20 protein-coding genes are annotated in these 24149 nt (G+C 43.3%); 1 reads left to right on the forward strand and 19 read right to left on the reverse strand.

The features are described 5' to 3' along the window. Positions 1–3: 3 nt before the first annotated feature. The 11 genes from DET59_RS03740 to DET59_RS03790 all read right to left on the reverse strand — a co-directional run bounded on the left by DET59_RS03740 (position 4) and on the right by DET59_RS03790 (position 12489). Complete coding sequence (locus DET59_RS03740) at positions 4–753, reverse strand: Stp1/IreP family PP2C-type Ser/Thr phosphatase (RefSeq protein ID WP_113968263.1); 750 nt, start codon at positions 751–753, stop codon at positions 4–6. A gap of 292 nt (positions 754–1045) precedes the next feature. Further along, complete coding sequence (gene rsmB / locus DET59_RS03745; RefSeq protein WP_113968264.1) at positions 1046–2407, reverse strand: 16S rRNA (cytosine(967)-C(5))-methyltransferase RsmB; 1362 nt, start codon at positions 2405–2407, stop codon at positions 1046–1048. Beyond that, entirely contained in the window at positions 2400–3350 is a 951-nt protein-coding gene (gene fmt, locus DET59_RS03750; RefSeq protein WP_113968265.1) for a methionyl-tRNA formyltransferase, read from the reverse strand. Before fmt ends, rsmB begins: the two co-directional genes overlap by 8 nt. Beyond that, the gene (def, locus tag DET59_RS03755; RefSeq protein ID WP_113968266.1) at positions 3350–3832 is read right to left on the reverse strand and encodes a peptide deformylase; all 483 of its coding nucleotides are present in this window, start codon (positions 3830–3832) and stop codon (positions 3350–3352) included. Before def ends, fmt begins: the two co-directional genes overlap by 1 nt. Before the next feature lie 31 nt (positions 3833–3863). Next, positions 3864–6287: a primosomal protein N' gene (gene priA / locus DET59_RS03760; protein WP_113968267.1), complete on the reverse strand. Its 2424-nt coding sequence runs from the start codon at positions 6285–6287 to the stop codon at positions 3864–3866. Then, entirely contained in the window at positions 6274–7503 is a 1230-nt protein-coding gene (gene coaBC / locus DET59_RS03765) for a bifunctional phosphopantothenoylcysteine decarboxylase/phosphopantothenate--cysteine ligase CoaBC (RefSeq protein ID WP_113968466.1), read from the reverse strand. The genes priA and coaBC overlap by 14 nt, the downstream gene beginning before the upstream one ends. A 137-nt stretch (positions 7504–7640) precedes the next feature. Continuing rightward, a complete protein-coding gene (gene rpoZ / locus DET59_RS03770; RefSeq protein WP_113968268.1) occupies positions 7641–7862 on the reverse strand; it encodes a DNA-directed RNA polymerase subunit omega in 222 nt (73 codons plus the stop codon). Beyond that, entirely contained in the window at positions 7863–8477 is a 615-nt protein-coding gene (gmk, locus tag DET59_RS03775) for a guanylate kinase (RefSeq protein ID WP_113968269.1), read from the reverse strand. Further along, entirely contained in the window at positions 8478–8750 is a 273-nt protein-coding gene (gene remA, locus DET59_RS03780; RefSeq protein ID WP_044337446.1) for an extracellular matrix/biofilm regulator RemA, read from the reverse strand. It abuts the gene before it with no gap. 56 nt (positions 8751–8806) lie between these two features. Further along, complete coding sequence (locus DET59_RS03785; RefSeq protein ID WP_113968270.1) at positions 8807–9682, reverse strand: YicC/YloC family endoribonuclease; 876 nt, start codon at positions 9680–9682, stop codon at positions 8807–8809. Between the two features lie 125 nt (positions 9683–9807). Then, a complete protein-coding gene (locus DET59_RS03790; protein WP_113968271.1) occupies positions 9808–12489 on the reverse strand; it encodes a cation-translocating P-type ATPase in 2682 nt (893 codons plus the stop codon). A 212-nt stretch (positions 12490–12701) separates the two neighbouring features. Here DET59_RS03790 and DET59_RS03795 point away from each other — a divergent pair, with 212 nt between their 5' ends. Then, the gene (locus DET59_RS03795; protein WP_113968272.1) at positions 12702–14405 is read left to right on the forward strand and encodes an Rqc2 family fibronectin-binding protein; all 1704 of its coding nucleotides are present in this window, start codon (positions 12702–12704) and stop codon (positions 14403–14405) included. 111 nt (positions 14406–14516) lie between these two features. On the opposite strand, the gene pyrE is transcribed toward DET59_RS03795, so the two are convergent. From pyrE to DET59_RS03835, 8 genes are read right to left on the reverse strand one after another with little or no spacing between them, the layout of a single operon-like run. After that, on the reverse strand, positions 14517–15140 hold the full coding sequence (gene pyrE / locus DET59_RS03800) for an orotate phosphoribosyltransferase (protein ID WP_113968273.1): 624 nt from the start codon (positions 15138–15140) through the stop codon (positions 14517–14519). Next, positions 15141–15848, reverse strand: coding sequence for an orotidine-5'-phosphate decarboxylase (pyrF, locus tag DET59_RS03805; protein WP_113968274.1), 708 nt, complete (start codon positions 15846–15848; stop codon positions 15141–15143). Further along, complete coding sequence (locus DET59_RS03810; protein WP_113968275.1) at positions 15820–16761, reverse strand: dihydroorotate dehydrogenase; 942 nt, start codon at positions 16759–16761, stop codon at positions 15820–15822. The genes pyrF and DET59_RS03810 overlap by 29 nt, the downstream gene beginning before the upstream one ends. Beyond that, a complete protein-coding gene (locus tag DET59_RS03815; protein WP_113968276.1) occupies positions 16758–17531 on the reverse strand; it encodes a dihydroorotate dehydrogenase electron transfer subunit in 774 nt (257 codons plus the stop codon). Before DET59_RS03815 ends, DET59_RS03810 begins: the two co-directional genes overlap by 4 nt. Beyond that, the gene (gene carB / locus DET59_RS03820) at positions 17528–20740 is read right to left on the reverse strand and encodes a carbamoyl-phosphate synthase large subunit (RefSeq protein WP_113968277.1); all 3213 of its coding nucleotides are present in this window, start codon (positions 20738–20740) and stop codon (positions 17528–17530) included. Before carB ends, DET59_RS03815 begins: the two co-directional genes overlap by 4 nt. After that, on the reverse strand, positions 20733–21824 hold the full coding sequence (locus DET59_RS03825) for a carbamoyl phosphate synthase small subunit (protein ID WP_113968278.1): 1092 nt from the start codon (positions 21822–21824) through the stop codon (positions 20733–20735). The genes carB and DET59_RS03825 overlap by 8 nt, the downstream gene beginning before the upstream one ends. Next, positions 21821–23107, reverse strand: coding sequence for a dihydroorotase (locus DET59_RS03830; protein WP_113968279.1), 1287 nt, complete (start codon positions 23105–23107; stop codon positions 21821–21823). Before DET59_RS03830 ends, DET59_RS03825 begins: the two co-directional genes overlap by 4 nt. A 16-nt stretch (positions 23108–23123) precedes the next feature. Continuing rightward, complete coding sequence (locus DET59_RS03835) at positions 23124–24002, reverse strand: aspartate carbamoyltransferase catalytic subunit (protein WP_113968467.1); 879 nt, start codon at positions 24000–24002, stop codon at positions 23124–23126. Between the last annotated feature and the right edge of the window lie 147 nt (positions 24003–24149).

The following is a 24149-nucleotide window of genomic DNA, read 5'->3' on the forward strand; positions in this document are numbered from 1 at the left end:
TTATCACCCGCTTTCCGTTTCAGCGGCAAACTCTACAATTACTACGGTAATATTATCTTCACCGCCATATTCATTGGCTAAATGAACAAGCGACTCTCCTTTGTTTTCAAGGGAGTGGTCCTGAACCAATATCTCTTTCATTTCTTTTTGGGAGACTTTATTTGAAAGACCGTCTGAACACAATAAAATAACGTCTTCTTCTTCAAACATTATCGTTTTAATATCCATCGTAATTGAAGCTTCCGTGCCTATCGCTCTAAGTATCACATTTTTCCTCGGATGATGCTCTGCATCTTCTTTTGAAATTTCACCGCTTCTGACTAATTCATTTACAAGTGTATGGTCTTCTGTTAACTGATGAAAACCATTTTCATTCAGAATATAACCTCTGCTGTCACCAATATTGACAATGGTTGCAAACAAGGAGGTACAAATGGCTCCAACGAGAGTCGTCCCCATTCCTTCACACTCCGAATTGGATTGAGAATAAGTATATACTTCTTTGTTCACTTCGTTAATAGTTGATTTTAACCAATTTTCGGCTTCATCAGCGGTGTGAAATTTCTCTGTTTTCTCCCATAAATCCTTCAGGATGGAAATGGTAAGCTCGCTGGCAACGTCTCCAGCTCTGTGGCCGCCCATTCCATCTGCTACAACAGCTAAATGATCGCCATGATGATTCACAAATACGCCGGCACAATCTTCATTTAGTTGACGCACTTTCCCTTTGTCCGTAAAATAAACAGTTTTCACTTAGGTCACCTCGTCTCTTCTTCTGCACCTGTTTCAAGTAGCTCCTTATACTCATAGTCGGGTGCATCTTTAATTCAAAAAAATGAATTCACTTCGATTATCTTTGTTAAATACGTTCAGCTTGCCATCCGTCCTGAATGGGGGCTGAATAGGTTGATAATGAAAAGAGCGAATATATTACAGCTTTTATCATTTTTGATGAAATAAACATATGATTACAAAGTAATGGATAATCAAAAGATTCATTAAGGGCTGTTGTACTTTTACGACTTTTATGGTGAATTTTCCTGCTTTACTTCGACATTTTGATCAATTTCGACTCATTTTTTCTAAAGCACGATATAAAGAACCCATCCCCGCCAAAATCCTGCGGAAATACTTGTAGTTGGTTTTCTTTAATAAACGGTGTGATGGAGCCCGGAAGATCCACTAATGGATGAGGCTCAAATTCTGGATGATCACTTAAGAAAGCCGACACAGTGCCTTCATTCTCATTTTGGTCCACAGTACATGTGCTATAAACCAATAGTCCATCTTTTTTTAACAATGGTGCAACAGCTGATAGGATGTCCAGCTGAATCTTTTGCAGTGATAGAAGATCCGATTCTTTTTTAGCGTATTTTATATCCGGTTTTCTTCTTAATACACCTAATCCAGAACATGGGGCATCCACCAGAATGCGATCGAAGCTTTCTTTTTCAAACTTCTCTCCTGCTTTCCTGCTATCAAGGGTTGCCGTCTTTACGTTGTTCAATCCAAGACGAGTGGCATTCTCCTCGATTAATTTGACCTTATGCTTGTGTAGGTCCAATGCATGGACTTCTCCGGTCCCTGACAGTTTTTCGGCTATGTGAGTCGTTTTCCCCCCTGGTGCTGCGCATGCATCCAACACTTTCATCCCGTTTTCCAGCTTTAATGCATAGGAGACAAGCATGGAACTTTCATCCTGGATGGTGAATTGTCCGTTACGATATTCATCCGTCTTTGCCAGATTTCCTCGAAGTGACTGGATCGCTTCCGGCACAATCGGGCTTTCTTTCACTTCATTTCCGTTATCCGTCAAGAGTTGGATAAGCTCTTCTCGAGTGATTTTGGTTGTATTCACCCGTGCCGTTTGTTTAGGTGCGATTAAATTGGTTTCACACATTTCTTTCGTTTTATCCAGGCCAAATTGCTCTTCCCATCTCTTCACAAGCCAATAAGGATGACTCGTTTCGATGGCCACCCGCTCGATTGGATCTTTAATGGTGTCAAGGGAAGGAAGCCCTTTCCTTTGGACTGAACGCAAGACCCCATTGACCAATCCTGAAATGCCTTTATGTCCTCTTTTCTTAGCAATTTCTACAGCTTCATAGAAAACAGCACGGTCAGGAATTCGATCTAAGTACACAAGTTGATAGAGGGATAAACGCAATAGATGACGAACCCACTCATCCAGCTTCCCCTTAAGAAATGGAGCTAAATAGAAATCCAAAGTCATTTTTCGTTGAATGGTTCCATATGTCAGCTCCGTTAATAGTCCAATATCCTTACTTGGCAGCTGATTTTTTTCAATCACTGAATTAAGTAATAAATTACTATACGATTGATTTTTTTCCACCGCTTCAATGACATCAAGTGCTGCTTCACGGACGGTTTTATTTTGTTTACTCATTATTTTCTCCTAACATCATTCCTGCTTTTAAGTGAGCACCTGCTCCACGCAGATAATCCTTTGCACTCATTCTCTTTTTCCCGGAAGGCTGTAAATCGGTTATTTTCATTCCCACTGAATTCCCTGTAGAAACAACGAATCCATCTTCTTCAATCTTCACGATCTCGCCAGGTGCAGCAGAAGTTCCGCCGACTTTTTCTCCCCACCAAACTTTGATCACAGAATTTTCTAATGTGGTATAAGCAACTGGCCAAGGGTGAAGTCCTCTAATATGGTTGTAGATTTCTTCTCCACTTTTCTTCCAGTCAATTTTTTCTTGTTCGCGTTTGATGTTTCGTGCAAACGTCGCTTTCGAATCATCCTGCTTGACCGGGGTGATGTCCCCCGACAATAATTTGGGCACCGTTTCAATCAGTAACGCTGCACCTGCAACGCTTAATTTATCGTGAAGGGTCCCGACATGGTCACGCTCTTCAATATCCACTTCCACTTGACTGATAATGTCCCCTGCATCAAGCTTTTCGACCATATACATGATGGTGATGCCCGTTTTCTCTTTTCCTTGAAGAATGGAATAATGAATGGGTGCTCCCCCTCTAAGTTCAGGAAGTAAAGAGGCGTGAACATTGATGCATCCATACTGAGGGGCTTCCAGTAATGTGTTGGGAAGAATTTGTCCGAAAGCGGCCGTTACGATAAGGTCAGGTTCCAATGCAAGCACTTTGTTTAACTCATCTTCATCCTTTATTTTCTCTGGTTGATACACTGGTATCCCTTTCTTTTCAGCTGCTACCTTAACAGGTGGCGGCGTGAGGATCCTTTTTCTCCCCACTGGGCGATCGGGTTGTGTCACGACCGCAATCACATCATAGTTTTCATCTAATAAAGATTGAAGAACAGGAACGGAGAAATCAGGCGTTCCCATAAAAATCACTTTCGTCATTAAGCTTCATACCCTTCTAATTCTTCTTCTGTCACATATTTTTCTACCTTTGAGGTAAATAGAATACCGTGAAGATGATCAATTTCGTGTTGAATCGCTCTGGCTAAAAAGTCCTGGGCTTGAAATTCAATCATTCTTCCTTTTCGGTCAAATGTTCTGACCCTGATGGAATAGGGACGGGTCACTTCCCCATATAACCCAGGGAAGCTCAGGCACCCTTCAAGATCGGTTTGAGCTCCGTCTGCCTCGACGATTTCCGGATTGATAAGCTCGATCGTACCAGTATCATCCCCGATATCCACCACTGCTACCTGAAGGTCGATTCCTACTTGAGGAGCTGCGAGGCCGACACCATCCGCTTCAAGCATTGTGTCATACATATTTGCCAATAATTTTTTTAATTTCTTATCAAATGCCGTTACCTTCTCACATTCTTTTTCTAAGATTGGATCAGGGTGCATTACAATTGGAAGTATTGCCATAAGTCTCCTCCATTTTTCCGTAAAAATATTGTTACATCATCATATAAGGGTTCACATCTATGGAGATTGTTAATCCTTGAGACGCATATTGCTGCTGGTACTGATCTAATACTGTTTTTAACGTAGTCCCAAGATTTGGTTCCCGCTTGTATTTTATCAAACATTGATACCGATATCTATTCTTTATCCTGGGGATCGGTGACGCCACAGGTCCAAGAATGGTCGTAGTTTCGGATAGCTTTGAACGGATATAATTCGTCATCTTCTCTGCAATATCCACAACCTTCATTAAATCCTCATGACTTAATGTGAGCATCGTGATGTAGTAAAAGGGAGGATAGGAGCCCATTTTCCTCATCATCATTTCCTGTTGATAAAAACGGTTGTAATCGTGATGAGACGCTAACTCGATTGAATAATGCTCCGGCGTATACGTTTGAATCACTACTTCTCCCGGCAACATGTGTCTGCCTGCCCGTCCGCTTACTTGGGTAAGTAATTGAAACGTCTTCTCTGCTGCTCTGAAGTCTGGCAGATGGAGCATCGTATCCGCACTGAGGACCCCGACGAGAGTGATATTCGGAAAATCCAGACCCTTGGCAATCATTTGCGTACCAAGAAGAATATCTGCTTTTCCCTCTCCAAAGGCTGTTAATAGCTTTTCGTGGGACCCTTTTCGGGAGGTCGTGTCCACATCCATACGAATGATTCGAGCATCGGGGATAAGCTTCGTCAATTCTTCCTCTACCTTTTGAGTCCCTGTTCCAAAATAACGAATATGCTCACTCGTACACTCAGGACAAGTAGTGGGCACTCCCTCTTCATAGCCGCAGTAATGACATTTCATGCCGTTTGAAAAGCGGTGATAGGTTAAGGAGATGTCGCAGTTGGGACATTGAAGGACAAAGCCGCAATCTCTGCACATGATGAATGATGAATGCCCTCTCCTATTAAGGAATAGGACGGTTTGCTCTCCCTTTTCCATTCGGTCCTGAAGCTTTTCGAATAGTTCAGTTGAGAACATGGAACGGTTTCCCTTCCTCAGTTCCTCTCTCATATCCACAATATCAACGGAAGGAAGGGGGCCATCATTCATCCGTTTATCCAATGTGAGGAGCCCATATACACCTTTTGATGCTCGTGCAAAGGATTCCAAAGAAGGGGTTGCGCTTCCCAATATGACAGGGCATTGATGATATTCCCCTCTATAAATGGCCACGTCCCTGGCATGATAACGCGGATTTTCTTCTTGCTTGTAACTTGTTTCATGCTCTTCATCAATAATGATGATGCCTATATTTTCAAAAGGAGCAAAAACAGCTGAGCGGGCACCGACCACCACTTTTACTTCCTTCCGCTGAATCTTTCTCCATTCATCATACTTTTCACCAACTGACAATCCGCTGTGCAGGACAGCTACATCATTTCCGAACCGGCCCTTGAATCTGTGAACCATTTGGGGAGTCAGCGAGATTTCCGGAACTAATACAATCGCTTCCTTCCCTTCTTGTAAGACCCGTTGAATGGATTGAAGATAAATTTCCGTTTTACCACTTCCTGTTACTCCGTAAAGAAGGAATGTGTGGTGTTTGTTTTCATCTATGGTGGTCAGTATAGGACGAATCGCATGGTCCTGTTGAGACGTTAAAGAAAGCGGTGAAGTCTTCTCAAATGTCCTATTTTCAAAGGGATCACGATACATTTCAACGTTTTTCTCAATCAGAACTCCTTTATTGACCAACGATTTCACGGTAGATGAAGTAGTCGCCATCTCTTCAAGGAGGGTTGCGGCAAGTATCCCGTCCCCACCAGGAGCAGAATGACTCATGTATTCTATGATTTGTTTCTGCTTACTTGCTTGAGGAGGCAGACTGTTCTTCACTTCCTCTAAATCATCTTCAGGTACATTAAGATACAGTTTTCGAACCGTTTTCTTATTCCCCTTCGCTTTCACTCTGTAAATTACTTCAACCGTACCTTTTTTTACCTCTTTATGAACAAGAGGGAGCATCCCGTTTTCTTCGATCGCTTTCCAGGACACTTCTTTTCCATTCTGAAAGAAGCGTTGTAACGAAAGGTTAAGTTCAACCGGACTCATATTTTCCTCAAGTTGAAAGATTTTTTCATATTTCGCTTTCATGGCTGCTGGAAGCATCGCTTGAAATGCTGAGATTTTAAAGCAAAGGGTCTTCTCTGTCAGCCAGTTCCCCAAGGTTAGCAGTTCTTTATTCAGGACCGGTACAAGATCCATAGGCTCTACAATCGATTTCAGTTTCGAGACTTCGCCTTTTTCCTTTAGTTCAATGACAAAGCCTTGGATTTTCCTGGGTCCAAAAGGAACGATGACTCTCATGCCGGGAACGATGCTGCCTTTCCATTCATCCGGAATACTATAATCGTAGGTTCGATCCGTCTGCATGGCAGGAACATCTACGATGACACTAGCTACGTTCATGGGAGGAACCCTTCTCTATTTGCCGGATCGCTTCTTTATAGATTTCTTTCGCTACCTCTACCTTAGATAATAATGGCAGCTCTCGAATGGGACCATCCGTTGTTACAATCGATACTTTGTTCGTGTCCGTTCCAAACCCTGAACCTGTTTCTTTCACATTATTTGCAACAATCATATTTGCCCGCTTTTTCTCAAGCTTTGCTTTCGCATACTCGTAAACGTTTGTTGTTTCGGCCGCAAATCCGATTAGATATTGATGTTCCTTTCGCTCACCAAGACTCATCAATATATCCTTGGTACGTTCAAATTCAATCACTAGATTCCCATCCTTTTTCTTCAGCTTATCAAGGAAGGATTCTTTCGGACGATAATCAGCGACTGCAGCGCTCTTCACAACGATATCCGCTGTTGGAAACGCCTCATGAACAGCATTGTACATATCTTCAGCACTTGTGACGGAGACAAATTCAACTCCCCTTGGAATGGGTAAATGAGATGGTCCGGAAATTAAGACGACCTCTGCTCCAAGAGACACGGCCGCCTCTGCCAGGGCGTAGCCCATCTTCCCTGTGGAGCGATTGGAGAAGAAACGAACGGGATCGACCATTTCTCTTGTCGGTCCGGCAGTGATGACGACTCTTTTCCCCTGTAATATCTTCCCTTCGCTAACACGATTAGAAAAATAGCGATCAACCAGTTCCACTACTTTCTCAGGTTCTTCCAATCTTCCTTTTCCAACGTATCCACAAGCTAAATACCCTTCACTTGGTTCGACAAATCGGTAGCCAAACTCAAAAAGGGTATCAATATTCCGCTTCACCGCCGGGTGATCATACATATGTACATTCATGGCTGGGGCAATCCATACTTTCGCTGTCGTTGCCAGAATGGTTGTTGAAATCATGTCATCTGCGATTCCGTTCGCGAGCTTCCCAATGATATTGGCCGTGGCTGGTGCAACCAGGACAAGATCTGCCCAGTCAGCTAAGTCGATATGAGCAATCTTTGACGAATCCTTTTCATCAAAGGTATCCCAGTATACATCTTGACGGGATAATGCCTGAAAAGTAAGTGGAGCCACAAATTTTCGTGCTGATTCTGTCATGATGACCTTCACATCGGCACCGCTTTGGACCAGCTTGCTCGTTAAAGCAGCCGCTTTATATACCGCAATTCCACCAGATACACATAATAGTATTTTTTTCCCCTTGATCATTCTGCTTTCCCCCATTACACTTTATCCTTCCTTTATTATGAAGGATATTGATAGAAAAAGAAAATAGGGTTGTCCCGAAAGATTATGAAATCTTTCGAGTCAACCCCCCTAGAGTTTTTACTTAAGCATGATGATGCTTATTCATCAGCATAAACCGCTTTTGCATCTCTTTCTTTCATAGATAATTGACCGGCCTGAATTTCTTCAAGGGCTTTTCCTACGAATTTATGAGACTCATATTGGTTCAAGCGGTAATCCCCGGTATCTTGCAGGTTTCTTGCTCTCTTAGCAGCAATACTGACTAACGAATATTTAGAATCGATCTTTTTCATTAATGAATCAATGGATGGGTTTAACATTTATTCAACCTCCAGCATATTTAAGTATCGTTGTTGCACTCTTTCCCGTTTGCAGTGTTCTGCTTGAACAATGGATTTAATCTTACCTACCGCATGTTCAATTTGATCATTTTCAACGATGTAATCATACAGATTCATCATTTCAATTTCTTTTCTTGCCGTATTCATTCTACCCTGGATCAAATCATCCGTTTCGGTCCCTCTTGTTACGAGGCGATTCTGAAGTTCAGAAAGACTAGGGGGTGCCAGGAAAATAAATAAACCTTCAGGGAATTTATCCCTGACCTGCTGTGCACCTTGCACTTCAATTTCAAGAAAAACATCTCTTCCTGCATCAAGTGTTTCTCGAACGTAATCAACAGGAGTACCATAATAGTTTCCAACGAACTCTGCATACTCCAGCAGTTTCCCTTGCTCTATAAGCACTTCAAACTCTTCTCTTGATTTAAAGAAATAATCTACACCATCCACTTCTCCTTCCCGGGGATTCCGAGTGGTCATGGAGATGGAATATTCAAACCTTGTATCTTCTTGGGAAAAAATCGCTTTACGAACAGTTCCTTTTCCTACACCTGAAGGTCCGGAAAGAACGATCAGCAATCCTTTTTCTTTCATTTATTTACCCTGCCCTTCTTCTACTATATCCTCTTTATCAGTTAAACGATGAGCAACGGTTTCGGGTTGAACAGCTGAAAGAATAACGTGATCGCTATCCGTAATAATAACCGCCCTTGTTCTTCTTCCGTATGTAGCATCAACAAGCGTTCCCCGGTCTCTTGCATCTTGAATCAGGCGTTTGATCGGTGCTGATTCGGGACTTACAATTGAGATGATCCGGTTAGCTGAAACAATATTTCCAAATCCTATATTGATGAGCTTGATCGACATAACGCTCCTCCTAATCAATAGTTTAGTTTCGCCGGAATGACAGGAAACTAAACTTCTTATTCTACATTTTGCACTTGTTCCCTTAGCTTCTCCAGTGTTGATTTCAGTTCCACAACAATCGTGGCAATGAAGGAATCGTTTGCTTTCGAACCAATCGTGTTCACTTCCCGGTTCATTTCCTGGATCATGAAATCCAGCTTCCTGCCCACAGGTCCTTCACCGGTCAATGAGGAATGAAAGTACTGAATATGACTTTCTAATCTCGTGAGTTCCTCGGTAATATCCGATTTATCAGCAAAGATGGCAACCTCAGTAAGCAAACGGCTTTCATCGAAGGAAGTTTCATTGTATTCAAGAATCCTTTTTCTTAAACGTTCTCTATACTGATTGATAACGTCAGGAGCATGATCGGTAAGTTCACCGATTTTGGCTTCAAAATGATTGAGATGAGTGAGAAAATCTTTCCTGAGGAGCTCTCCTTCTTTTTCACGCATTTGTCTAAGGTCATTCGCCGCTTGTTCTACAGCTTTTAACACCAACTGCTCAAGCTCTTCGTTTTCCTCTTCCATTTCTTCGATCATCACAAATTCTTCCCGGTTTAAGAGGTGGGATAATTGCAGTTCATCTTTTAGGGAGAAGGTTTCTTTCACTTTATTTACTAACTGATAATAATCTTGAATGAGCTTCCAGTCAATATGTAGATTTTTATGTACTAAGCCATCACCGGTAATGGTGATGAAGATATCCACTTTCCCTCTCTTAACGGACTGGGATACTTGTTTTTTAATTTTATCCTCAAGTTTCATTAATTGTCGGGGCATCCTTATGAAACATTCACTAAACCTGTGATTAACGGATTTCATTTCAACCGTTACATTATGTTGTTCAGAGTCTACTTTGCTTCTTCCAAAGCCTGTCATACTGACAACCATTACGATCACATCCAATCTTTTGACGATATTCGTATGTAGATCAACTGATTTCATGCTTGCACTAAGCACTATATAAAAAAGGTAATAGAGGCTATTCTCTATTACCTTATGGATTATACCACATTTCACTGTTTTTTTCTTGCAAAAAATGACCCTGCCAGTAAAAACGTTGGAACCGAGCTTAAACCAATGATTAAGAACCAGTCCTTTAACACGATCGGTACTGTATGGAAGATCGGCTGCAAGGATGGGATGTATATCACGAGAAGCATCAATACGAGTGAAGATAGCACGGACCACACAAGATACATGTTTCCGAAGGGATTTCTTGAAAATACAGAAACTTCACTTCGACAGTCAAACACATGAATGAGCTGCGCCATAACCAATGTAGCAAAGGCAACGGTTTGGGCATACGCCAAGTGATCGGGGTGAGTCTTATACGACAACATGAAGGCAAGTAGAGTGACACCTCCGATTAAGAAGCCCCTTGAAACTACCTTCCAGCCTAATCCTCTGGCAAACACGCCTTCTTTTGGATGCCTTGGTTTTCTCTTCATGACATCATCTTCCGGCTTATCGAGACCAAGTGCCATGGCAGGAAGTCCATCTGTCACAAGGTTCACCCATAGAATCTGAATCGGCACCAATGGAAGTGGAAGGGCCAGGATCATGGCAAATAGCATGACGAGAATTTCCCCTACATTCGATGCCAGCAGGTAACGAATAAACTTTCTGATGTTTTCATAGATGTTTCTGCCTTCCTGGATGGCTGATTTAATCGTTGCAAAGTTATCATCCAACAGGACAAGTGAGGAAGATTCCTTGGCTACATCTGTTCCGGTAATTCCCATGGCTACGCCAATATCCGAAGATTTTATGGCCGGAGCGTCATTTACTCCATCCCCGGTCATCGCCACCACATGTCCCCGGTTTTGCAGGGCTTTGACGATTTTTAATTTATGCTCAGGAGAAACACGTGCAAAAACCGAAACTTCTTCCACGATTTCTTCCAGTTCATGTACTTCCATTTGATTCAACGCTTTTCCATCCAGAACGCGATCTTTGTTTTTTAAGATTCCCAGCTGTTTGGCAATCGCTTTAGCCGTTAAGATATGATCCCCAGTAATCATCACCGTCTTAATGCCGGCTGCGCGACACTCTTTTACTGCCTGTTTCACTTCAGGTCTGGGAGGATCAATCATACCTTGTAAGCCAATGAAGGTCACTCCTTCTTCAATGTCATTTTCCTTGGTCCCTTCGATGGATCTTTCATTGAGGGGTTTATAAGCAATCGCAATGTTTCGAAGGGCATTGGACGACATTTCACTGATTGCCTCTTCTACTTTTTGGGTTATTTCAGCTGATTTATATTGAAGCCTTCCTTCCCACAAGATGGATTCGCTTTTTCCGACTAAGACGTCGGGAGCACCTTTCGTTACAGAGAAGTGTTTCCCGTTTTGGTCGACAACGATGATACTCATCATCTTTCTAGTAGAATCAAAGGGGAATTCTTTTACAATCGTAAACTTCTTCTGCAAAGATTCCCGGCTCAATCCAGCTTTCAACCCCGCCACTAGAAGAGCCCCTTCTGTAGGATCTCCATCAACAACAAAGCTTTCTTCACGTGTTACGAGTTCTGCATGATTGCATAGCATACCAAAGGTTAATAATTGTTGAAGAGCATTTTCACTGTGAGGAGTGACCCTTTGGTCTCCGCTGTAAAATTGTCCATCCGGTTCATACCCGGTTCCCGTTACCGTCCACGTTCTGCCTCCACTCCAGAGATGCGTTACCGTCATTTTGTTTTGAGTCAAAGTTCCTGTTTTATCTGAGCAAATAACCGATGCACAGCCTAATGTTTCAACAGCGGGCAGCTTTCGGACGATCGCTTTCTTCTTGATCATCCGCTGAACGCCGAGGGAAAGGGCAACGGTCACAATGGCAGGTAAGCCTTCTGGAATGGCCGCAACTGCCAAAGAAACCCCTGCTAAGAACATAGTGTACATATCGTGACCCTGGATCACACCGATTCCTACGACCAATCCTGTTAACACGAGGGCAACGGAAATCAGTATTTTACCTAATTCTTCAAGTTTTCTTTGAAGTGGGGTTATCATCGTTTCAGCTTTTTGAATCATATCAGCGATTTGCCCCATGGCTGTCTTCATTCCGATCGAAGTCACCACACCAATACCATTACCCCTAGTGACCATCGTCCCCATAAAAGCCATATTCTCTAAGTCTCCGAGACTCATGTTTTCACCAATGACAGGGTTCGTCGATTTTGTAACAGGTACAGATTCCCCTGTTAAAGCAGATTCCTCTATTTCCAGATTGTTCGTTTCAATGAGGCGTACATCTGCCCCGATCCGATCCCCGCTTGCAAAGCGGATGATATCACCGATAATGACCTCTTTCGAAACAACTTTCACCCACTTGCCATCTCTCAACACCGAAACCTGTGGTGCTGAAAGTTCCTTTAAAGCATGCAGGGATCTCTCTGCTTTACGCTCTTGAAAAAAACCTAAAAAACCGTTTATTAACACAATGGCTATGATGGCAATCGCATCGATGTATTCTCCCAGTAATCCTGAAATGAGTGTGGCTGCCAATAACACAAGAACCATAAAGTCCTTAAATTGACTGAAAAATAATAACAAAGCTGACTGCTTCTCAGCTTCCTCCAATTGATTGTACCCAAATTGCTTCCGTCTGTTTGCTACGTCATCTGTTGAAAGACCCTCTTGATAATTGGTATTTAATGACTGCTCTATGTCCTCTTGTCTCATCTCATGAAATTTCATGCAACCATGTCACTCTCCTCCTACGATACGAAAAGTTGTCCTTCTCATAGCATTCTTATTCAGACTCGTCCTAAAAAATGATATGATTTACGTATGTTTTGCATTTTACCTGTGAGAGGGGTAAAATCGGTTACATTTGATACACAGAGACCAAGATCAAGCCTGGCAGATTTAAAATACACCGAAATCGTTTAAAGCAAAGGATGTTATATATGTCATTTGATGGATTATTTACTAGAAGCATGACGAAAGAATTGAAAGAGAACTTATTGCACGGACGCATCAACAAAATACATCAACCTTATAAAAATGAAATCATCATGATCATCCGGGCGAATGGAAAGAATCACAAAGTTCTATTATCCGCCCACCCCAGTTATTCAAGGGTACAGATCACAAATGAAAACTATGAAAATCCTTCTGTCCCTCCCATGTTCTGTATGCTCCTTCGAAAGCATCTGGAAGGGTATATTGTAGAGGGGATCGAACAGGTTGAACTGGATCGGATGATTATAATTGAAGTGAAAGGCAGAAATGAAATCGGCGATATTTCATATAAACAATTGATCATCGAAGTAATGGGCCGTCATAGTAACATCATTCTGGTTGATAAAGAACGAAATATGATTCTGGATAGCATCAAGCATATATCACCAAGTATGAATACACACCGTACCGTTTTGCCTGGTCATACGTATGTTTTACCACCACAACAAGATAAAAAAAATCCACTTATTGCTACCAGTGAAGACGTTCTGAGAGCACTGGACTTTAACTCCGGTAAACTGGATAAACAGATTGTCCAAGCTTTTGCAGGTATTTCACCTCTTTATGCAAAAGAAGTTGTTCACCGTGCAGGAATCGGTAACCAGTCTACGATCGCTGAATCATTCATAAAATTGATTCAGCATGCAAAATCGAATGACTCCACACCAACCCTCATTAGCGGGGAGAAAGAATCGTTTTACTGGCTGGACCTGGAGCATTTGCAAGGAGAAAAACAAACGTTTCCTTCGTTAAGTGAATTATTGGACCGGTTCTTCTATCAGAAGGCAGCACGAGACCGGGTGAAGCAACAAGGAAACGACTTGGAACGATTCATCCGAAACGAACGGGATAAAAATATAAATAAAATTGAAAAGTTAAAGAAAACGTTGGAGGATGCCCAGCAGGCGGATCGTTATCAATTGCTTGGTGAACTCCTTACTTCGAATTTATATGCGGTAGAACGAGGAATGACTGAGGTTAGCGTGGTAAATTATTATGATGAAAATGGGGAAAGTATTATGATCCCCCTAGACCCGCAAAAATCTCCATCTAAAAATGCCCAAAACTATTTTTCACGCTATCAAAAAGCAAAGAATGCAGTGAAAATCGTTCATGAACAAATAGAAAAAGCCGACGAAGAGATTGTCTACTTAGAACAATTACTTCAGCAATTAGAATCGGCATCAACAAAAGACGTTGAAGAAATCAGAGAAGAACTGGAAGAAGAAGGCTACCTGAGGGTCCGTAAGCAAATGAAAAAGAAAAAGGCCAATGTAAAACCAGTTCTGGAAACCTACACTTCCAGCGATGGCACACAAATATTGGTCGGAAAAAACAACAAACAAAATGATTATTTAACAAACAGAGTCGCAGGGAAAGAAGAGATATGGCTTCATACGAAAGATATTCCAGGCTCTCACGTTGTGATCAAGAGTCAGAATCCTTCCGAGGAGACGATTAAAGAAGCAGCTAAAATTGCCGCTTACTTTAGTAAAGCACGGGAATCAAGCTCCGTGCCTGTTGATTTCACTGAAGTCAAACAGGTAAAGAAACCAAAAGGAGCCAAGCCGGGCTTTGTCATTTATGAAGGACAGCAAACGGTATATGTGACACCTGATTTGGATTTGGTCCGTTCGTTGAAGAATTGATATTTAATAATGAAGCACTCTCACTCTGTCTGAAATGTCTTTGGGTGGGAGTGCTTTTGTTTTACCCTAATTAAAATCGAAAAGCAACTCACTAAAGAGTCGCTTTCCACCTTAACTGCCCCATTTCTCCGGATTTTCACTCCAAAGCTTCAATTGGTCCAGTTCTTCTTCCCGAATGATCGAGTTTTGAAGCGCTACATCCAATAAGCTTGAGTAATCGGATAGAGCATACGCCTTAATATCGTGTTCTTGCAGCATGCTTTTCCCTTTTTCTAACTCGTAGGTGAAAATGGCCGCCACCCCTAATACGTCACAGCCCGCTTCTCTTAAGGCTTTTACAGCCGTGATACAGCTGCCGCCTGTCGAGATGAGGTCTTCAACCACGACCACCTTTTGACCAGGAGCAGCCCTCCCTTCAATCTGCTTTCCTTTTCCGTGAGCTTTCGCTTTCGAGCGAACATAACACATGGGCAGGTTTAGTTTTTCACTTACCCATGCAGCATGGGGAATTCCGGCTGTTGCCGTTCCCGCGATGACTTCCACTTCCGGGAACTGCTCTTTAATAATCTCAACAAGACCCGTAGAGATTTGATCCCGTACTACAGGGTAAGATAAGGTCAGTCGATTATCACAATAGATTGGGGACTTTATTCCCGATGACCATGTAAATGGCTCCGACGGGTTTAAAAATACGGCTTCGATGTCTAATAGCTTTTTGGCGATATCCTGTTTCATTCAGAGTCCCTCCCATTCATGTACGATTCGTTCATATGCTTCAACCGGGTTAGTTGCTCCAGTAATACTTCTTCCCACGACAATATAGGCAGACCCCATTTCTTTTGCCATACGTGGTGTGGTGACTCTTTTTTGGTCTCCTTTTTGATCATCTTCCAACCTGATCCCCGGAGTGACCCGAATAAAATCTACACCACAATGTTCTTTTATCAGAGAGGATTCGTGGGGAGAACATACCACTCCATCAAGACCCGCCATTTTGGCCAGTTTGGCATAATGTAAGACAGACTCATTGATCGTTTTAGGTATTAATTGCTCTTCCTGCATTTGTTCTTCCGTTGTTGATGTTAACTGAGTGACGGCAATCAATTTCGTGCGTGAATGATTAGCAGGTGTGCCGGCATATAAACCTTCTAACGCCTTTTCCATCATCATACCGCCACCTGCAGCATGCACATTGATCAGGTCCAGGTCGAACCCGGCAAGCCCCTTCATGGCGCCGTAAACTGTATTGGGAATGTCATGCAGCTTTAAGTCCAGGAAAATACGATGATTTTTATTTAAAATCTTTTCGATGATGACCGGTCCATTTTGAAGGTATAGCTCCATACCGACTTTTACATTTAAGCTCTCTGAAAATTGATCTAAGAAGATTGATGTCTTCTCCCACGTTGGGAAATCAAGAGCTATAAACGGCTTTTGATTCATGCTTCCCCCAGCTCCTTCCGGTCAATTGGGATATATGATCCACTCTCAGTTCATCAAGTATTGGTGGTAAATCCTTTATAATACGTTGACACACGAATGGATCCACGAAATTTGCTGTCCCGACGGCGATGGCACTAGCCCCTGCGTGAAAATATTCAATCACATCTTCAGCAGTTTGTATGCCTCCCATTCCGATAATCGGAAGATCCACCTGTTGACTTACTTCATAAATCATGCGGATCGCGACCGGTTTAATGGCTGGTCCGGATAGTCCCCCGGTTTTATTTGCCAGGGTCGGTTTTCCAGTCTTCCTATCGAGTCTCATCCCGAGGAGTGTATTGATCATCGTAAGACCGTCTGCCCCCCCTGCTTCAACAGCCTTAGCCATTTCGACAATATTGGAGACATTCGGTGATAACTTTACATAAAGTGGGACCTGCGAGACTTCTTTTACTCTCTCGGTCAATTCTTTTGCCACTTCGGGAATGGTACCAAAGGCGATCCCACCTGTCTTTACATTTGGACAGGAGATATTCAATTCTAGGGCCTTAACATTTTCTGCCGTTGAGATGACTCTTGCCACCTCCACATAATCCTCCATCTGAGACCCCGCCACATTCGCGATGATCGGTACATCGTACTTGGAAAGCCAAGGAAGTTCGTTTTCCATCACACCTGTGAGTCCGGGATTTTGTAACCCGATTGCGTTCAGCATACCTGCATTCGTTTCTGCGACCCGGGGAGTCGGATTTCCAAAGCGCGCTTCTTCCGTAGTCGCTTTGATCATAATCGCCCCGAGCTCGCTTAAATCATAGAACTGACTGTATTCGCGACCGAAGCCAAAGCAGCCTGAAGCGGGCATGACCGGGTTTCTCAATGATAATCCAGGTAATTCGATTTGTAATGATTTCATAAAAGCACCACCCCTACTGGAAATACAGGTCCGTCACTGCAAACCTTAACGTAGCTTGACCCTTGTGGATCATCCTGTTTGTGGCAAACACATGCGAAGCAAGCACCAATTCCACATCCCATGCGCTCTTCTAATGAAATGAATCCGCGTCTATCACTCAATTGGGTTTGAAGTGCTTTCAGCATCGGTGTAGGACCACAGGAATAAAACACGTCAAAGGCCGGTGCTTTTTCCCGAATAACATCTGTCACAAACCCCGTAGTTCCCAGGGTTCCATCCACTGTGGCGACAAAGGTATCACCCAATTCTCTGAACCTGCCTTCATAAAAGCTCACGGATTCAGTTTGAAAACCGAGGATGTGCTTCACTGTCCAGCCATTTTCCACCAGCATTTTAGAAAGACCATAAAGGGGAGGGACTCCAATCCCTCCACCTACTAACAACGCGGTCTTACTGTCACTTTCCACTGAGAACCCATTTCCAAGAGGCCCTAAAACATCTATTATTTCACTATTTTCCGCTTGAGAAAGAAGTGTTGTCCCTTTTCCTTCAGCTCGGTAGATCAATGTCATGGTGAGTTCTTCGTGATTATGGGAGGCGATGGAAATCGGCCTCCTCAGTAAAGGGTCGATTCCCGTTCCCACTTTAATATGGACAAATTGTCCAGGAGCCTTGATTTCCCTCACCAATTCCCCTTGTAGAACTAATTCAAAGATGTTTTCAGCAATTCTTTCATGAGAAAGCACCACCATCTTTTCATTTACGATCATTGATAAATCGCCTCTCTCGTTTTTGGCTGTGATGGAAGCGCTTCTGCTGAGAATGTCATGGATTCAATCACTCTCAGGATGGCTTCTGCTGTGTCCAGGGAGGTAAGACATGGGATGCCGTTCTCTACGGATTCCCTGCGAATCCTGAATCCGTCCCGGGCAGGTTGTTTTCCTTTTGTCAAGGTATTGATGACCAGCTGTGTTTCTCCACTTTGAATGATATCCAACAGGGTTGGTCCGCTTGATCCGATCTTATCCACTTCGCGTACGGCAATATTGGCTTTTGACAGATGCTCGGCCGTACCTTTTGTGGCAAGGATTTGGTAGCCGATATCGATAAAGCGTTGCGCCAGGAGAACCGCTTCGTCTTTGTCTTTATCTGCTACGGTCATGAGTACAGATCCATATTCTTTCATTTGCATTCCTGCTGCCACCATTCCTTTGTAGAGGGCTTTCTCAAGTGTGAGGTCTTTCCCCATCACTTCACCTGTTGATTTCATTTCAGGCCCTAAAGTGATGTCCACCCGTCTTAGCTTGGCAAAGGAGAATACAGGAACCTTCACATATACACCATGTTTTTCAGGTATTAATCCTGACTCATATCCTTGATCCTTCAGGGATATCCCAAGGATGGACTTGGTTGCAATATTCGCCATCGGTACATTCGTGATTTTACTGATGAATGGCACTGTACGGCTGGAGCGTGGATTCACTTCCAGAACAAATACTTCGCCTTTCGAGATGACATACTGGATATTCAGTAGCCCAACAATGTTTAGGCCATTTGCGAGTCGAGTCGTGTAATCGACAATGGTTTGTTTCTGTTCCTGTGATAATTGTTGAGGAGGATACACCGCGATGGAATCTCCGGAGTGAACTCCAGCCCGTTCGATATGCTCCATGATTCCAGGTATGACTACTTCTTCTCCGTCTGAAATGGCATCCACTTCAATTTCTTTCCCGATCAGGTAGCGGTCGATTAAAACCGGATGTTGCGGGTTGATCTTTACTGCGTTCTTCATGTATTGAAGAAGCTCTTCTTCACGGTAAACAATTTCCATCGCTCTTCCACCAAGGACATAAGACGGTCTGACCAGCACAGGGTATCCGATGTTATCAGCGATGGAGAGGGCTCCTTCTACAGATACCGCTGTCTTACCTTCTGGTTGAGGAATGCCTAGTTCATTCAAAGTGTGTTCGAATTTATCCCGGTTTTCTGCACGGTCTAAATCTTCAAGGGATGTACCGAGAATCGTGACTCCCCTTCTCACCAGCTCATCTGCCAGATTGATCGCGGTTTGACCACCAAACTGCACGACAACTCCTTTAGGCTTTTCAAGATCGATGATGTGCATGACATCTTCTACCGTAAGAGGTTCAAAGTATAACTTATCCGAGATACTGAAGTCAGTCGAAACCGTTTCTGGATTGTTATTCACGATGATGGCTTCATAACCTGCTTCTTTAATGGCCCAGACAGAGTGAACGGTCGCGTAATCAAATTCCACTCCCTGACCGATCCTGATCGGTCCTGACCCAAGGACGATGACACTCTCCCTTGATGTGACCTTGGATTCATTCTCATCCTCATAGGTTCCATAGAAGTAAGGAGTTTCTGATTCAAACTCAGCCGCACATGTATCTACCATTTTATAGACAGGTGTTAATTCATTTTCTTTTCTCCAGCTATACAATTCTGCTTCCGTACTATTCCATAGCTTCGCAAGGGTGATATCTGAAAAGCCCATTCGCTTTGCTTTTTGACCCAGCTCAAGATTGAATGGATGTAAAGTTAATTCCTTTTCGAATTCTACGATTCTATTCATTTTATACAGGAAGAAAAGATCGATTTTGCTCCAATCATGAATAGTTTCAATCGTCACTCCTCTACGAAGTGCTTCCCCGATATAGAAGAGTCGTTCGTCTCCTGCTTTGCGGATTCTCTTCTCGATCCACTGGTCAGTAAATTGTTCAGCATCACTTAACTCCATATGATACGTATTGCTCTCCAAGGAACGTATCGCTTTAAGAAGTGACTCTTCGAACGTTCGGCCAATCGCCATGACTTCACCGGTTGCTTTCATTTGCGTACCGAGGTTACGCTTGGCAGCTTCAAATTTATCAAACGGCCATCTTGGGATTTTCGTTACCACATAGTCCAGTGCAGGTTCGAATGCTGCATATGTTTTACCTGTTACAGGATTCATCATTTCATCCAGGGTCAGTCCTACCGCAATTTTTGCTGCAAGCTTCGCAATTGGGTATCCCGTTGCTTTTGATGCAAGTGCTGAGGAACGGCTCACCCTTGGATTCACTTCGATGATGTAATACTGGAAGCTGTCCGGATCAAGGGCGAGCTGGACGTTACAGCCCCCTTCAATCCCTAATGCCCGGATGATCTTTAAGCTTGTATTACGGAGCATTTGATACTCCCGGTCACTTAGGGTTTGACTTGGAGCTACGACGATCGAATCTCCCGTATGGATTCCCACGGGGTCGATGTTCTCCATATTACACACTACGATGGAGTTATCGGCTGCATCTCTCATAACCTCGTATTCTATCTCTTTAAAACCTGCGATACTTTTTTCCAGTAGACATTGAGTTACCGGGCTGTACTTTAGGCCAGAGGTTACAATTTCGACTAATTCTTCTTCATTGTGACAAATCCCTCCGCCGGTTCCGCCCAGTGTGTAGGCAGGTCTTACGATTACTGGAAAGCCGACGCTTTCTACGAAATGAAACGCTTCATCCACCGTTCGGATGATATCGCTCTCTGGAACAGGCTCTCCGAGTTCATTCATCAAATTTCTAAATAAGTCACGATCTTCTGCCTTCTCGATTGCCGAGAGCTTCGTTCCGAGAATCTCCACTCCACACTCTTCTAAAACTCCTGATTTAGCGAGTTCAACAGCCAGGTTCAATCCCGTTTGACCACCTAATGTAGGAAGAAGCGCATCCGGACGTTCCTTACGAATGATTCTACTGACAAACTCCAGTGTCAGTGGTTCGATATACACTTTATCAGCCATTTCAGCGTCGGTCATAATCGTAGCAGGGTTTGAATTTACGAGGATGACACGGTAGCCTTCCTCTTTTAAGGCGATACACGCTTGAGTCCCCGCGTAATCGAATTCTGCCGCCTGTCCTATGATGATGGGGCCGCTCCCGATAACTAAGATGCTTTTAATGTCTGTACGTTTAGGCATGTTGAAGCTCCTTTCTTTTCTCTTCTTTCATTAGTTGTAAGAAATCATCGAATAAGTAATTTGAATCCTCAGGTCCAGGAGATGCTTCCGGGTGATACTGAACCGTGAAGGCCGGGAAGTCTAAATGCTTTAAACCTTCTACTGTTCCATCATTGATGGCCATGTGAGTAACTTGAAGTCTTGTTCCTGACAATGACTTTTCATCTACAGCATAGCCATGGTTCTGGGAGGTCAGTGCCACTTTTCCAGTTTTCACGTCTTTTACTGGATGGTTGCCTCCTCTGTGACCAAATTTCATTTTGAAGGAGTCCCCTCCACACGCGAGAGCAAATAATTGATGCCCTAAACAAATTCCGAAGAGTGGGATTTCTCCAAGGAGCTCTTTAATCGTTTCTATCGCTTCCGGTACATCTTTCGGATCCCCCGGCCCATTTGAGAGCATGATCCCGTCAGGCTGCAATCGACGAATCTCTTCCGCTGATGTATGGTAAGGAACCACAATCACATCACAATCACGCTTGTTTAATTCTCTCAGGATTCCGTGCTTCATCCCAAAATCCATTAACACGACACGATAGCCTCTTCCCGGACTGGCATATGCTGTTTTCGTCGAAACCTGCATGACTTGATCTGTTCTTAGAGCCGAATCATGTAATTTTTCAAGCATTTTTTTTGGATCCAACTCGGCTGAACAAATGATGCCTTTCATGGCCCCATGCTGTCTGATGATCCTTGTTAACTTTCTTGTATCGATATCTGAAATTCCTGGAATCCCTTTTACTTTTAGTAATTCATCCAATGTTGATTCATTTCTCCAGTTAGAAGGAAAATCTGCTACTTCTCTCACAATGAACGCTTTGATTGCCGGAGTGATGGACTCAAAGTCGTCGCGATTGATTCCATAGTTCCCTACGAGAGGATAGGTTAAAGTGACAAGCTGTCCACAGTATGATGGGTCAGATAGAATTTCCTGATATCCTGTCATACTTGTGTTGAAAACCACTTCTCCAATCGTTTCTTTGTTCGCTCCAAAGCCTTCTCCTACGAATACCGTTCCATCGTCTAAAATGAGTTGTCTTTTCATTGTTTGTTTCCTCCTTCATTCCATACAAGAGATCCCTGATAAAAAGTAGCTTTCGGAAAGCCTCTGCACTCGATTTCTTTAAATGGAGTGTTTTTTCCTTTTGATAAAAATCCAGCTGGGTCAATCCCCTTTTTTTCATTTAAATCTATAAGCGTAAAATCAGCTTCTCCTCCTACTTCTAGTAGTCCAAACGGAAGATTAAAGGCAGTGCTTGGTTTTATCGTCATCCAATCAACTAGCTGCTTTAATGTGAAGATTTCCTTTTCTACAAAGTGTGTGTAGAGTAACGGAAAGGCTGTTTCCAATCCAACAATTCCGAAAGGAGCGAGCTGCATCCCTTCTGATTTCTCTGCTTCTGTATGAGGTGCATGATCCGTCGCGATAAAGTCGATGGTGCCATCCAGCAGCCCTTCTATTAACGCTCGCTGATCTTCTTTGCTTCTAAGAGGCGGGTTCATTTTGAAATTCGGGTCAAGTCCCGGAATATCTTCTTCGCATAAGAGAAGATGGTGCGGAGTTACTTCAGCAGTCACATTGATCCCTGCCTTTTTAGCATCGCGGACCACTCTTACCGACTCTTTCGTTGAGATATGGCATACGTGATAATGAACGCCTGCTGCTTCTGCCAGCAGCACATCCCGGGATATATGTACGGCTTCACAGATGGACGGTATTCCTTTCAGGTTATGCTCTTTGGAGAATGTCCCATCATGGACCGCTCCTCCATAAATCAAGGTATTCTCTTCACAGTGGGCCACTATGGATGCATTGATGCCGGCTGCCTTCTTCATGGCTTCAAACATCATCCCTGCCGATTGCACCCCTACCCCGTCATCTGTGAATGCAAATGCCCCCTTTTCCTTTAAGGAAGGTAAGTCATTTAGCGTTTTCCCCATTTGTCTCTCTGTGATGGCGGCATACGGTAAAACGCGGACACTGGCTGTTTCAGAGATTTTCTGGTTAAGGGCTTGCAGATTTTCTATTGAGTCAGGTACGGGTCTTGTATTAGGCATTGCAGCGATGGTCGTGAAACCACCCTTCGCAGCAGCCATTGTGCCCGTTTCGATCGTTTCTTTGTGTTCGCCACCCGGTTCCCTTAAATGGACATGAAGATCAACAAATCCTGGAGAAATCAATAATTCATCTGCTTGAAATTCCTGGTGGTCGGTACGTTTGAGGTCTGTTCCCATCTCGATGATTTTCTGATTCTCCACCTTCACATCCACTATCTCAAGATCACCATTCTTTGCTAGAATACGTGCATTTCGGATTAACCAATTCATTTCAAATTCCCCCTAGTTAGTTGATTTCAACTGCTCTCTTTAAAACAGCCATTCTGATGAATACTCCATTTTCCATCTGCTTAAAGATTCTTGATTGATCACATTCCACCAATGAATCTGCCATTTCAACTCCACGATTGACCGGTGCCGGATGAAGAATGATACCGGTTGGTTTCATTCGTGCTTTTCGACTTTCCGTCAAGCCAAAGCTTTCATGATATTCCTCTTTCGTTAAGCTTGATGTACTATCGTGTCGTTCATGTTGAATTCTCAGTAACATGACCACATCGGAATCTGATATACATTCATCTATCGGCCTATATTGATGTCGATCCTTTGATGGAAACCATTCCTTCGGTCCAGAGAACATCACGTCTGCTCCCAGCTTTGTTAACGCTTCTGCATTGGATCTTGCCACCCGGCTATGGGCGATGTCTCCAATGATCGATACCTTCAGTCCTTCAAACCCTCCAAATTCCTGACGAATGGTCAGCAGGTCCAAAAGGCATTGGGTAGGATGATTACCACATCCATCGCCTCCGTTAATGACGCTTATGTTAAGTGGTGCCAGTTCATCGAAATACCGTTCAAGGGAGTGCCGGATGACAACGGCTTCGACCCCGATGCTTTCTAATGTTTTCACCGTGTCATACAAGCTCTCTCCCTTTTGAACACTTGAGGTCTGGGCTTCAAATGGAATGACCTCAAGTCCAAGCTTCCTTTCCGCCATTTCAAAACTGCATTTCGTCCGGGTACTTGCCTCGAAGAAAAGATTGGCTACATATCTATTGGAGCCTTCCTTCCATGCTTCGCCTTCTTTAAAGCGTTCAGCCGCATCTAATATTTCAATGATTTCCTCTTTTGATAGATCGTTCATTGTCAACAAGTTCTTCATCATGGGACAACCCTTTCTTCTCTTCTTTCAAAAAAAACACCCTGCCAACTTTCTGACAGGGTGTTTTTGAACATACCAACAGGGACAGTGCGAAAATTTCCACGTGCCTGTCTTGTTCAAATTCACCCTTCTTAGACTCTCTGGACC

The sequence above is a fragment of the Rossellomorea aquimaris genome (genome assembly GCF_003315075.1).
Taxonomy (GTDB): domain Bacteria; phylum Bacillota; class Bacilli; order Bacillales; family Bacillaceae_B; genus Rossellomorea; species Rossellomorea aquimaris_C.